Genomic DNA, 12426 nt, shown 5'->3' with positions numbered 1-12426 from the left:
CCGCCCCGTGCGGGGCGGCGGGCGCGCGGGACGCGAACGGTCAGGAGGCGAAGCCCAGTTCGCGGGCGATCAGCATGCGCTGGACCTCGCTGGTGCCCTCGCCGATCTCCAGGATCTTGGAGTCGCGCCACATGCGGGCCACCGGGTACTCGTTCATGAAGCCGTAGCCGCCGTGGATCTGGGTGGCCTCGCGGGCGTTGTCGACGGCGACCGTGGAGGAGTACAGCTTGGCGATCGCCGCCTCCTTCTTGAACGGCTCGCCCAGGACCAGGCGGGAGGCCGCGTCGCGCCAGCCGATGCGGGCCATGTGGGCGCGCGTCTCCATGTCGGCGAGCTTGAACTGGATGGCCTGGTTGTCGCCGATCGCGCGGCCGAAGGCGTGGCGTTCCTTCGCGTACTTCACCGACTCGTCGACACAGCCCTGGGCGAGGCCCGTGGCCAGGGCGGCGATGGCGACGCGGCCCTCGTCGAGGATGCGGAGGAACTGGGCGTAGCCGCGGCCCTCCTCGCCGAGGAGGTTCTCCACCGGGACGCGGACGTCGTCGAAGGAGAGCTCCCGGGTGTCCGAGGCGTTCCAGCCGACCTTGGAGTAGGGGGCGGCGACGGTGAAGCCGGGGGTGCCGGAGGGGACGATGATCGAGGAGATCAGCGGGCGTCCGTCGGGCTTGCGGCCGGTGACCGCGGTGACCGTCACCAGGCCGGTGATGTCCGTGCCGGAGTTGGTGATGAAGCACTTCGAGCCGTTGATGACCCACTGGTCGCCGTCGCGGACCGCCGTCGTGCGGGTGCCGCCGGCGTCCGAGCCGGCGCCCGGCTCGGTCAGGCCGAAGGCGCCGAGCATCTCGCCCGCGCAGAGCTTCGGCAGCCACTGGCGCTTCTGCTCCTCGGTGCCGAAGAGGTGGAGCGGCATGGCGCCGAGGGAGACGCCCGCCTCCAGGGTGATGGCGACGGAGGAGTCGACGCGGGCCAGCTCCTCCAGGGCGATGCCGAGGGCGAGGTAGTCGCCGCCCATGCCGCCGTACTCCTCGGGGAACGGCAGGCCGAAGAGGCCCATGCGGCCCATCTCGGCGACGATCTCGTACGGGAACTCGTGCCGCTCGTAGTAGTCGCCGATCTTCGGCGCGACGACGTCGTGCGCGAACGCCTCGACGGTGCGGCGGAGTTCCTCGTGCTCTGCGGAGAGCCGGTGGTCGAGGGACATGTCTTTCGTCACTCCTTGTGGGAGAGGGCGCGGACGGTACGGGACGGGCTCGGGCGGCCCAGCTGTTCGGCCATCCACACGCTCGTGGCGGTGAGGGCGGCCAGGTCGACCCCGGTCTCGATGCCGAGGCCGTCGAGCATCCACACCAGGTCCTCGGTGGCGAGGTTGCCGGTGGCGGACTTGGCGTAGGGGCAGCCGCCGAGGCCGCCCGCGGAGGCGTCCACGGTGGTCACGCCGTGCCGCAGCGCGGCCAGCGTGTTGGAGAGCGCCTGCCCGTAGGTGTCGTGGAAGTGCACGGCGAGCCGGGAGACGGGCACGCCGGCCCCGTCCAGCTCTGTCAGGAGCCGCTGGACGTGCCCCGGGGTGGCGACGCCGATGGTGTCGCCGAGGCTCAGCTCGTCGCAGCCCATGTCGGCGAGCGCCTTGGTGACGCGGACGACCTGCCCGACGGGGACGGCGCCCTCCCACGGGTCGCCGAAGCACATCGACAGATAGCCGCGGACCTTGAGGCCCGCCTCTATGGCCCGGATGACGACCGGCTCGAACATGGCGAGCGCCTCGTCGACCGTCCGGTTGAGGTTGGCCCTGGCGAAGGACTCGGTGGCGGAGGCGAAGACGGCGACCTCGCGGGCGCCGAGCGCGAGCGCCCGGTCCAGCCCCCGCTCGTTGGGCACGAGGACGGGGAGGCGGACGGGGAGGCCGTGGAGGAGCGGGAACAGCTCCTCCGCGTCGGCCAGCTGGGGCACCCACTTCGGGTGCACGAAGCTGGTGGCCTCGACGGTGGAGAGCCCGGCGGCGGCGAGCCGGCGGATGAACTCCGCCTTCACCGCGGTCGGGACGGCCGTCTTCTCGTTCTGCAGCCCGTCCCGGGGCCCCACCTCGTGGATCCGGACCCGGGCGGGGAGCGCGGGGTCGGGGACGGTCATGGGCAGGCCGGTCATTCCGGGGCCTCCTCGCGGGGGGTGACGACCGCCAGGACCTGGTCCATGGCGACGGTCGTGCCGGGCGTGACGTCCAGTTCGGTGACGGTGCCGGCGTGCGGGGCGGAGATGACGTGCTCCATCTTCATCGCCTCCACCACGAGCAGGCTCTGCCCGGCCTCCACCTCGTCCCCGACCGCGACCTTCACCACGGTGACGGTGCCGGGCATCGGCGCGGCGAGCGTGTCCGCCCCGCCGTGCCGGGCGCCGGACAGGGCGGCGGCCACCGGGTCGTGGTCCATGACGTGCCAGGAGTCGCCGTCCCGGCCGAGCCAGGCGCCGGCCCGGTGGAAGGCGTGGGTGACGCCGTCGACGGTGACGGTGACCCCGGTGCCGGTGACCCGGGCGCCGCCCGGGGCCTCGACGGTGACGGGTTCGAGCCCCGCGACGCGCAGCGGGAGGGCGAGGGGCTTCGGGGTGCCGCCGAGGCGCCAGCCGCTCGGCACGTCGAAGGGGTCCGTCCAGCCGCCGCGCGGCTCCGGCGCCAGCTCCGCCCTCCGTACGGCCGCGGCCGCCGCGTACACCTCGTCCGGCACGCCCTGGGGGACCAGGCTCTCCGCGTCCCGCTCCACCAGGCCGGTGTCCATCGCGCCCGACACCACGTCCGGGTGGGCGAGGAGGCGGCGCAGGAAGCCCGCGTTGGTGGGGACGCCGAGGGTGACCAGGTCCGCGAGGGCGGCCCGGAGCTTGCGCAGCGCGGTGGGGCGGTCCTTCGCGTGGACGATGACCTTCGACAGCATCGGGTCGTACAGCGAGGAGACCTCGGTGCCCTCCAGGAGGCCGGAGTCGGTGCGCACGCCGTCGCCCGAGGGCTCGCGCAGCGCCAGGACCGTGCCGCCGGACGGCAGGAAGCCGCGGGAGGGGTCCTCGGCGCAGATCCGGGCCTCGACCGCCCAGCCGTCGAGGCGGACGTCGTCCTGGCCGAAGGAGAGCGGCTCTCCGGCCGCGACCCGCAGCTGCCACTCCACCAGGTCCAGGCCCGTGATCAGCTCGGTCACCGGGTGCTCGACCTGGAGGCGGGTGTTCATCTCCATGAAGTAGTACTGGGACGGGTCGCCGCCCGGCACGATGAACTCGACCGTGCCCGCGCCCACGTAGCCGCAGGACCGGGCGGCCTCGACGGCCGCCGCGCCCATCGCGGCGCGGGTCGCCTCGTCGAGGAGCACGCTGGGCGCCTCCTCGATGATCTTCTGGTGGCGGCGCTGGAGCGAGCACTCGCGCTCGCCGAGGTGCACCACGTTCCCGTGGCTGTCGGCCAGGACCTGGATCTCGATGTGCCGGGGCCGGTCGATCCACCGCTCCACCAGCAGCGTGTCGTCCCCGAAGGACGCCCGCGCCTCGCGGCGGGCCGCCGCGATCTCCTCCTCCAGGACCGTCAGGTCCCGCACCAGGCGCATGCCCTTGCCGCCGCCGCCCGCGCTGGGCTTCAGCAGGACGGGCGCGCCCAGCTCGCGGGCGGCCTCGGCGATCTCCGGGTCGGCGGCGCCGGGCACGACCGGCACGCCGGCCGCCCTCACCGTGTCCTTGGCCCGGATCTTGTCGCCCATCAGCGCGATGGCCTCGGCGGACGGGCCGATGAAGACGAGTCCGGCCTCGGCGCAGGCGCGGGCGAAGGCCGCGTTCTCCGCGAGGAAGCCGTAGCCGGGGTGGACGGCCTGCGCGCCGGTGCGGCGGGCCGCCTCCAGGAGGGCCGGGACGGAGAGGTACGACTCGGAGGCCGGCGCGGGCCCGATCCGTACCGCCGTGTCCGCCTCCCGCACGTGCCGGGCGTCGGCGTCGGCGTCGCTGTACACCGCGACCGAGCGGACGCCGAGCGCCCGCAGGGTGCGGATGACGCGGACCGCGATCTCGCCCCGGTTGGCGACGAGGACGGTGTCGAACATCTGCTGCATCGTCAGGGTCCTCACATCCGGAAGACGCCGAACTGGGGGTCACCCAGGGGCGCGTTGGCACAGGCGGTCAGCGCGAGACCCAGCACCTGGCGGGTCTCCAGCGGGTCGATCACGCCGTCGTCCCAGAGGCGGGCGGTCGCGTAGTAGGCGCTGCCCTGGCTCTCGTACTGCTCGCGGATCGGCGCCTTGAAGGACTCCTCCTCCTCGGCGCTCCAGACGTCCCCGAGCTGGTCGCGCTTGACCGTGGCGAGGACCGACGCGGCCTGCTCGCCGCCCATGACGGAGATCTTGGCGTTCGGCCACATCCACAGGAAGCGGGGGGAGTAGGCCCGGCCGCACATCGAGTAGTTGCCCGCGCCGAAGGAGCCGCCGACGACCACCGTCAGCTTCGGCACCCGCGTGGTGGCGACCGCCGTCACCATCTTGGCGCCGTGCTTGGCGATGCCGCCGTGCTCGTACGCCTTGCCGACCATGAAGCCGGTGATGTTCTGGAGGAAGACCAGCGGGATGCCGCGCTGGTCGCACAGCTCGATGAAGTGCGCGCCCTTCTGGGCGGACTCGGCGAACAGGATGCCGTTGTTGGCGACGATGCCGACCGGGTGGCCGTGGATCCGGGCGAAGCCGGTGACCAGGGTCTGGCCGTACTCGGACTTGAACTCCTGGAAGCGGGAGCCGTCCACGACCCGGGCGATCACCTCGCGCACGTCGTACGGGGTGCGGGAGTCGACCGGGACGGCGCCGTACAGGCCGTACGGGTCGACCTTCGGCTCCTCGGCGGGCTCGACCTTCCACGGCAGCGGGCCCCGCTCGGGGAGGGTCGCCACGATGTTCCGGACGATCCGCAGGGCGTGCGCGTCGTCCTCCGCGAGGTGGTCGGTGACGCCGGAGATCCGGGAGTGGACCTCGCCGCCGCCCAGCTCCTCCGCCGTGACGACCTCGCCGGTGGCGGCCTTCACCAGCGGCGGGCCGCCGAGGAAGATGGTGCCCTGGTTCCGGACGATCACGGCCTCGTCGCTCATCGCCGGGACGTACGCGCCGCCGGCCGTGCAGGAGCCCATGACGGCGGCGATCTGCGGGATGCCGGCGCCGGACATGCGGGCCTGGTTGTAGAAGATGCGGCCGAAGTGCTCGCGGTCCGGGAAGACCTCGTCCTGCATCGGCAGGAAGGCGCCGCCGGAGTCGACGAGGTAGAGGCAGGGCAGCCGGTTGTCGAGCGCCACCTCCTGCGCCCGCAGGTGCTTCTTCACGGTCATCGGGTAGTAGGTGCCGCCCTTGACCGTGGCGTCGTTGGCGACGATCACGCACTCGCGGCCGCTGACCCGGCCGATGCCCGCGATCACGCCGGCGGCCGGCGCCTGGTCGCCGTACATCCCGTTCGCCGCCAGCGGCGCCAGCTCCAGGAACGGCGAGCCGGGGTCGAGGAGGGTGTCCACCCGGTCGCGCGGCAGCAGCTTCCCGCGCGCGGTGTGCCGGGCGCGGGACTTCTCACCGCCCCCGAGCGCGGTCGCGGCCAGCTTGGCGCGCAGGGCCTCGGAGAGCTCCTGGTGCGCCGCCTCGTTGGCCCGCCAGGCCGCCGATGCGGGATCCGCCGCACTCGACAGCACAGGTGCCTGCTGCATCGACCGATCTCCCTTGTCCGGTTAATGAGCGTTAACGTACGGCGCTCAGGTTAACGAGCGCTAACCGCGTTGTCTAGGATGGAGGGCATGACCACGAGCCCGACGCGGATGGACGCGCCGACCCGCCGCGAGCAGATCCTCAAGGAGGCCGCCCGCCTCTTCGCCGAGCGCGGGTTCCACGGCGTGGGCGTCGACGAGATAGGGGCCGCCGTCGGCATCAGCGGTCCCGGCCTCTACCGCCACTTCCCCGGCAAGGACGCGATGCTCGCGGAACTGCTCGTCGGCATCAGCGAGCGGCTGCTCGCGGGCGGCCGGCTGCGCGTCGCCGAGTCGGACGGCGACCCGGCGGCCCTGCTCGGCGCCCTCGTCGACGGCCACATCGACTTCGCCCTCGACGACCGCCCGCTGATCACCCTCCACGACCGCGAGCTCGACCGGCTCAAGGACGAGGACCGCAAGCGGGTCCGCCAGCTCCAGCGGCAGTACGTCGAACTGTGGGTGGAGGCCGTCCGCGCCCTGCACCCCGCGGCGGACGAACCCGAGGCGCGGGCCGCCGTCCACGCCGTCTTCGGCCTCCTCAACTCCACCCCCCACCTGCGCACCCCGCTGGCCCGCCCCGCGCTCGAACACCTGCTGCGGAACCTGGCCCACGGGGCGCTGGCCTCGCTGGCCCGCTGACCCGGCGGGACGCCGCCCCGGCGGCCGCCCCGGGGCGGCAGAATGAGGCGCATGCCGATACTCAGCCGTGACGCCCTCGTCGAGCACCTCCTCCGCAGCCGCATTGCGGGGGACGTGGCCACGCCCCGCGAGAACAACCTCGACCACTACCGGAAGCTCGCCAACGGCGACCGGCACTACTGGCTCGGTCTGGAGCTCGGCGACCGGTGGACGGACGAGCAGGACGTGCTGGCCGTCATGGCCGAGCGCTGCGGGGTCGTCGACGACCCCGCCCACCGAGCCGGCCAGGACACCATCGACCCCGAGCTGACCGTCGACGCCCTGGACCGGATGGCGGCCCGCCTCAAGGAGGCCGCCGCGGGCCGCCAGCGGGTGCTCTTCGCGACCGGGCACCCGGGCGCGCTGATCGACGCGCACAGCCGGGTCGCCGCCGCGCTGCGCGCGCAGGGCTGCGACATCGTGCGGATCCCCGGCGGGCTGGTCGCCGACGAGGGGTACGTCGTGCAGTTCGCGGACGTCGCCGTCTTCGAGCGGGGCGCCAGCCTCTGGCACACCCACTCCCCGGAGCCGATGAACGCGATCCTCGACGGCCTCGCCCTCCTCGGCGAGGCCGCGCCGGACCTCGTCGTCGCCGACCACGGCTGGGCCGGCCGCGCCGCCCAGCGCGGCATCGACTCCGTCGGCTACGCGGACTGCAACGACCCCGCGCTCTTCTGCGCCGAGGCGGAGGGCACGATGAAGGTGACCGTGCCGCTCGACGACCACGTCGTGGACCCGCGCTTCTACGAGCCGATGACCGCGTACCTGCTGAACGCCGCCGGGCTGCTCGGCTGACACCTCAGCCCGGCGTCGGGTCCAGGTAGACCCGCCGCACCGAGGGGAAGCGGGCCCGCAGCCGCGCCTCCGCCTGCTCGCAGGCCCGCTCCACCTCGGCGGCCGTCACCACGTCCCGGAAGTCGACCTTCGCGGCGATCAGGACCTCGCCGGGGCCCTGGATCAGGGTGATCAGGTCCAGGACGTCCACCACGTGCGCGACGCCGAGCAGCTCCTCCCGCACCTCCGCGCGCATCGGGCGCGGCAGCGGGCGGCCGATGAGGAGCTGGGCGTTGGCCCGGCCGAGGACCCAGGCCACGTACACGAGCAGGCAGCCGATGAGGATCGAGGCGACGCCGTCCCAGACGCCGGAACCGGTGATCTGGGCGCCGAGGAGGCCGCCGGCGGCGAGCATCAGGCCGGCGAGGGCGGCGGAGTCCTCCATGACGACCGCCTTGACGGTGGTGTCGGGGGTGAGCCGCAGGTACTGGGCGAACGGCGCCCGCATCCGCTCGGCCTCCGCCTGGACCTGCTTGACGCCGGTCCGCAGGGAGAACGCCTCCAGGACGAAGGAGATCCCGAGCACGATGTAGGAGACGAGCGGGTCGCCGAGCTCCTCGCCGTGGGTGAGGGTGTGGATGCCGTCGTAGATCGAGAAGACGGCGCCGCCGACGAAGGTGGCGACGGCGGCGAGCATCGCCCACACGTACCGCTCGCCCGCGTACCCGACCGGGTGGTCCTCGTCGGCGGGCTTCTCGCTCCGCTTGAGCGCGGTGAGCAGCATGACCTCGGTGACCGTGTCGGCGACCGAGTGGGCGGCCTCCGACAGCATCGCGCTCGACCCGCTGATGACACCCGCGACGGCCTTGGCGACCGCGATCCCGAGGTTCGCGCCCGCCGCCACGATCACGGTGACGGTGCTCTCCGCGTTTTCAGACATGATCGGACGGTATGTCCGGTCGTCAGCGCGGGACGCGAACGACACCCTCCTGGATGACGGAGATCGCCAGCCGGCCGTCCCGCGTCCAGATCCCGGCCCGGCCGAGACCGCGTCCGCCGGAGGAGGACGGCGACTCCTGGTCGTAGAGCAGCCACTCGTCGGCCCGGAAGGGCCGGTGGAACCACATGGCGTGGTCGAGCGAGGCGCCGACCACGTCGCCGACGGCCCAGCCGCCCCGCCCGTGGGCGAGCAGCACCGAGTCGAGCAGCGTCATGTCGGAGACGTAGGTGGCGAGCACGACGTGCAGCAGGGGGTCGTCGGAGAGCTTGCCGTTGGTGCGGAACCACACCTGGGAGCGCGCCGGGCGCGGCTGCCCGACGGAGCCCCAGGGCGGGGTCTCGGCGTACCGCAGGTCGACGGCCGCGCGGGCCTCGACGAGCCGGCGGGCGACATTCTCCGGCAGGTGCCGGGGGAGCATCTCCTCGGCGGTCGGCAGCGATTCCGGGTCGGGCGCCGCCGGCATCGGGTCCTGGTGGTCGAGCCCCTCCTCGTGCGTCTGGAAGGACGCGGAGAGGTGGAAGATCGGCTGCCCGTGCTGGATCGCGACGACCCGGCGGGTGGTGAAGGAGCGGCCGTCCCGGATCCGGTCGACCTCGTAGACGATCGGCGCGCCCGGGTCGCCCGGCACCAGAAAGTACGCGTGCAGGGAGTGGGCGAGACGGTCCGCGGGGACGGTCCGGCCCGCCGCCACCAGCGCCTGGGCGGCCACCTGGCCGCCGAAGACGCGGGGGACGATCGCGGACCGGGACTGTCCCCGGAAGATGTCCTGCTCGATCCGCTCCAGGTCGAGCAGGGCGAGCAGGTCATCCAGTGCGGAAGGTGCTTCGGGCACTTACAGGCCCATGCTCTTCGCGATGATCGACTTCATGATCTCGCTGGTGCCGCCGTAGATGCGGTTGACGCGGTTGTCCGCGTACAGGCGGGCGATCGGGTACTCGTTCATGTAGCCGTAGCCGCCGTGCAGCTGGAGGCAGCGGTCGATGACGCGGTGGGCGACCTCGGTGCAGAAGAGCTTGGCGGAGGCGGCCTCGGCCGGGGTCAGCTCGTGGGCGTCCAGGGCCTCCAGGGCGCGGTCGGCGACGGCCTCGGCGGCGTCGACCTCGGCCTGGCAGGCGGCCAGCTCGAACTTGGTGTTCTGGAAGTGGGCGACCGGCTTGCCGAAGACGGTGCGCTCCTGCACGTACTGCTGGGCGAAGCGGACGGCGGCCTTGGCCTGGGCGTAGGCGCCGAAGGCGATGCCCCAGCGCTCGGAGGCGAGGTTGTGGCCGAGGTAGGAGAAGCCCTTGCCCTCCTCGCCGAGCAGGTCCTCGACCGGGACCTTGACGTCGACGAAGGCCAGCTCGGCGGTGTCGGAGGTCTTCAGGCCGAGCTTGTCGAGCTTGCGGCCGATGGAGTAGCCCTCGGACTTGGTGTCGACGGCGAAGAGCGAGATGCCGAAGCGGCGGTCGTCCTCGGACGGCGCGGAGGTGCGGGCGCAGACGATCACGCGGTCGGCGTGGACGCCGCCGGTGATGAAGGTCTTGGCGCCGTTGAGGACGTAGTGGGTGCCGTCCTCGGAGAGCTTGGCGGTGGTCTTCATGCCCGCGACGTCGGAGCCGGTGCCCGGCTCGGTCATCGCGAGGGCCCACATCTCCTCGCCGGAGACGAACTTCGGCAGGTAGCGCTTCTTCTGGTCGTCGGTGGCGAGCATCTTGATGTACGGCAGGGCGAGCAGCACGTGCACGCCGGAGCCGCCGAACTGCACGCCGGCGCGGGAGGTCTCCTCGTAGAGGACGGCCTCGAACTTGTGGGTGTCGAGACCGGCGCCGCCGAACTCCTCCGGCACGTTGATGCCGAAGATGCCCAGCTCGCCGAGCTTGTAGTAGAAGTCGCGGGGCGCCTGGCCGGCCGCGAACCACTCGTCGTAGACGGGCACGACCTCGGCCTCGATGAAGGCCCGGATGGTCTCCCGGAACGCCTCGTGGTCCTCGTTGAATACGGTACGGCGCACGAGCCGCCTCCTCATCGCTGCCAGTTGTCTAAGCGCTTGCTCAGCCTGTCATGGTCGAAGTTACCCAGCGGTCAACCGCTCTGTCCAGACTCCGAGGATGTGATCCAGGCCCGTCCCGGGGAGTCGTACCCGTAAGCGGGCCGGCCCTCCGTCCCGCTCGTCCGGAAGGGTGATCCGTCCTCGTCCCCGATCCGCACCGTCCCGCTCCGCCCCTCCGCGCTCCACTCCAGCTCCAGGAACCAGCGGCAGTCGCAGCGCGCCGTGCGGGCCGAGACCAGCAGCTCCTCCGGATCGGCCGCCGTCACCGCGTACGGGAAGGAGACCGCCGGCAGTGTCCTGCCCTCCTCCCCGGAGGCGTCGTACCCGTCCAGCGCCCGCGCCACCGGCCTCGGCCGGTCCAGGTCCACCTCGAAGCGGCGCGGCGTCACCGCCCCGCCGCACCCGTCGTCCATCCGGTACGCCGACCACGCCGGCGGCGTGCCCCGCTCCACCACCCGCACGTGCAGCCCCTGGAGCACCACCGCCGCCGCCCCCCTGCCCTGCACCGACACCCGCACCAGCGTCTCCCCGCCGTGCACCGCCCCCGCGGCCGCCGCCCACCGCCGCGCGTCGGCCGGCTCCGGCGGGGGAGCGGGCGTCCGCTCCGCGAGGTAGGTGTGCCCGCACCCGTTCGCCCAGAGGTGCGAGGCGACGGTCCAGGTCAGCGGCGGAGGCGGCGGGGCGGCCGGCTCCCGCGCCTTCCCGGGAAGGAGTACGACTCCGAGCGTCACCGCCCCGACGACCGCCATCGCCCCGCCGATCAGGCCCACCCGCCCCCACCGCCGCCGCCCCCTCCCGGACGGGAGGCCCTGCTCCGGGACCGGGGTCGGCTCAGGCTCCGGCGCGGGCTCCGGCTCCGGCACCGGGGGGCGCCGGGCGCGGTCCGCGCGGGTCCAGGACTCCTCCAGGGCCCGTCGCCGCTCCCCGTCCGCGCCGCACAGCACCGCCAGGCGGTCGACGACGCCGAAGTCCTCCGGGACGGTCGCGCCCGAGCAGTAGCGGTGGAGCGTGGACGCGCTGACGTTCAGACGGCGGCCGAGCGCCTCGTAACTCCGCCCGTCCCGCGCCTTCACCTCCCGCACGAGCCGCGCGAACTCCTCGACGGCGGCGTCCTTCGGCATTCCGTCCCCCTGCCCTCGGCGTCCCACACCTTCACGTTCTCCCACGTCACGGGGGGTGGAATGGTTCCGGGACGGGTGGTGGGCGCGTCACCGTTGCCGACGCCCGCCGGCGGGCCGAATCTGGTGTCAGCACCTGACCGAACGACCCACGGGGGATCCACCGCCATGAACAGGCTCCGTACCGCACTCGCCACCGCCGCCGCTGCCGCCCTGGGCCTCGCCGCCCTCGCCGCCGCCCCGGCGCAGGCCGCCGCCCAGCCCGCCTTCCTCGCCGCCTCCCAGATGCCGCCGTCCTCGACGCCCTGGACCGCCACCCAGGTCTTCCCCGGCGTGCCCGAGAACGGCGGCGTCCTCTGCGCCCCGTACAAGATCCCGGCGCAGAACACCCGCTACCGCGAGTTCAGCACCGAGCTCGACACCAACGGCGTCCAGGTCACCACCGTCGCCCGCACCGAGGCCGACGCCGTGAAGCTGGTCGACACCCTCCGCAAGTCCCTCGCCGGCTGCGGCCCCCTCCTGGAGCGGCAGAACCCGGGCCTGCACGCCGTCAGCGCCTACCACGGCAAGCTCGCCGTCGAGGAGGGCGCCTGGGTCTACAGCCTCGACACCGCCGACCCGCAGGTCGGGAACACCGACATCCACCTCTTCTCCGTCGGCCGCGACGGCCGCACCGTCACCCTCGTCCGCTGGGGCCAGATGGGCGACCTCGCGGACGCCCCGCTCACCGGCTTCAAGACGACCACGAAGACGGCGGTGAACAAGCTCTACTGAGCCCGGGCGCTACCGCAGCGCGAACCACAGCTCCATCCGCACGTCCGCGTCGTCCAGGTCGCGGTCCAGGAGGAGCGCGCAGCGGGCGATCCGCTGGCGGACCGTGTTGCGGTGGACGCCCAGCGCGGCGGCGGTGCGGTCCCAGCTGCCGTGCAGGGAGAGCCACGTGCGCAGGGTCTCGGCCTGCGGCTCGCTGAGGGGGGCGAGCAGCACGCGCGCGTGGGCGGCGGCCTCGGCCGGGTCGACGAGCCCGGCGAGGCCGTTCGCCCGGTGGCGCACCAGCGGCGTCCGGGTCGCCTCCGCCCGCCGCAGGGCCCGCGCC

Annotated in this window: 12 protein-coding genes; 3 read left to right on the top strand and 9 right to left on the bottom strand. The window is 73.3% G+C overall.

From position 1 onward, the window contains the following. Positions 1-40: 40 nt before the first annotated feature. The 4 genes from IE321_RS24300 to IE321_RS24285 are packed head-to-tail and all read right to left on the bottom strand — an operon-like array spanning position 41 to position 5692. Complete coding sequence (locus tag IE321_RS24300; protein ID WP_043224222.1) at positions 41-1201, bottom strand: acyl-CoA dehydrogenase family protein; 1161 nt, start codon at positions 1199-1201, stop codon at positions 41-43. Between the two features lie 8 nt (positions 1202-1209). Further along, positions 1210-2142 (bottom strand): hydroxymethylglutaryl-CoA lyase, encoded by a 933-nt coding sequence (locus tag IE321_RS24295; RefSeq protein WP_043224221.1) that lies wholly within the window; start codon positions 2140-2142, stop codon positions 1210-1212. Continuing rightward, the gene (locus IE321_RS24290) at positions 2139-4064 is read right to left on the bottom strand and encodes an acetyl/propionyl/methylcrotonyl-CoA carboxylase subunit alpha (protein ID WP_190224528.1); all 1926 of its coding nucleotides are present in this window, start codon (positions 4062-4064) and stop codon (positions 2139-2141) included. The genes IE321_RS24295 and IE321_RS24290 overlap by 4 nt, the downstream gene beginning before the upstream one ends. Before the next feature lie 20 nt (positions 4065-4084). Beyond that, complete coding sequence (locus tag IE321_RS24285; RefSeq protein WP_190224512.1) at positions 4085-5692, bottom strand: carboxyl transferase domain-containing protein; 1608 nt, start codon at positions 5690-5692, stop codon at positions 4085-4087. A gap of 87 nt (positions 5693-5779) precedes the next feature. Here IE321_RS24285 and IE321_RS24280 point away from each other — a divergent pair, with 87 nt between their 5' ends. After that, a complete protein-coding gene (locus tag IE321_RS24280) occupies positions 5780-6370 on the top strand; it encodes an SACE_7040 family transcriptional regulator (RefSeq protein ID WP_043224262.1) in 591 nt (196 codons plus the stop codon). A 51-nt stretch (positions 6371-6421) separates the two neighbouring features. Next, entirely contained in the window at positions 6422-7204 is a 783-nt protein-coding gene (locus IE321_RS24275; RefSeq protein WP_190224511.1) for a phosphatase, read from the top strand. 4 nt (positions 7205-7208) lie between these two features. Here the strand turns inward: IE321_RS24275 and IE321_RS24270 are convergent, their stop codons facing one another. The 4 genes from IE321_RS24270 to IE321_RS24255 form a co-directional block, all read right to left on the bottom strand. Then, the gene (locus tag IE321_RS24270; protein WP_043224261.1) at positions 7209-8123 is read right to left on the bottom strand and encodes a cation diffusion facilitator family transporter; all 915 of its coding nucleotides are present in this window, start codon (positions 8121-8123) and stop codon (positions 7209-7211) included. Positions 8124-8145: 22 nt separating this feature from the next. After that, positions 8146-9015 carry an acyl-CoA thioesterase gene (locus IE321_RS24265; protein ID WP_190224510.1) on the bottom strand — a complete coding sequence of 290 codons (870 nt, stop codon included), beginning with the start codon at positions 9013-9015 and terminating at the stop codon, positions 8146-8148. After that, positions 9016-10173 carry an acyl-CoA dehydrogenase family protein gene (locus IE321_RS24260; protein WP_043224217.1) on the bottom strand — a complete coding sequence of 386 codons (1158 nt, stop codon included), beginning with the start codon at positions 10171-10173 and terminating at the stop codon, positions 9016-9018. It lies immediately after the preceding gene. A 71-nt stretch (positions 10174-10244) separates the two neighbouring features. Continuing rightward, positions 10245-11333, bottom strand: a complete 1089-nt coding sequence (locus IE321_RS24255; protein ID WP_190224509.1) for a helix-turn-helix domain-containing protein — start codon at positions 11331-11333, stop codon at positions 10245-10247. A gap of 165 nt (positions 11334-11498) precedes the next feature. On the opposite strand from IE321_RS24255, the gene IE321_RS24250 reads away from it, so the two are divergent. Beyond that, the gene (locus IE321_RS24250; protein WP_190224508.1) at positions 11499-12104 is read left to right on the top strand and encodes a hypothetical protein; all 606 of its coding nucleotides are present in this window, start codon (positions 11499-11501) and stop codon (positions 12102-12104) included. A gap of 9 nt (positions 12105-12113) precedes the next feature. Here IE321_RS24250 and IE321_RS24245 read toward each other — a convergent pair. Continuing rightward, on the bottom strand, positions 12114-12426 hold a 313-nt coding region (locus tag IE321_RS24245; RefSeq protein WP_190224507.1), incomplete at its 5' end, for a helix-turn-helix domain-containing protein.

It is taken from the genome of Streptomyces hydrogenans, assembly GCF_014656075.1.
Lineage (GTDB): Bacteria > Actinomycetota > Actinomycetes > Streptomycetales > Streptomycetaceae > Streptomyces > Streptomyces hydrogenans.
Note: the sequence above shows the minus strand (reverse complement) of the source record. Positions and strands in the feature narration are given on the sequence as shown.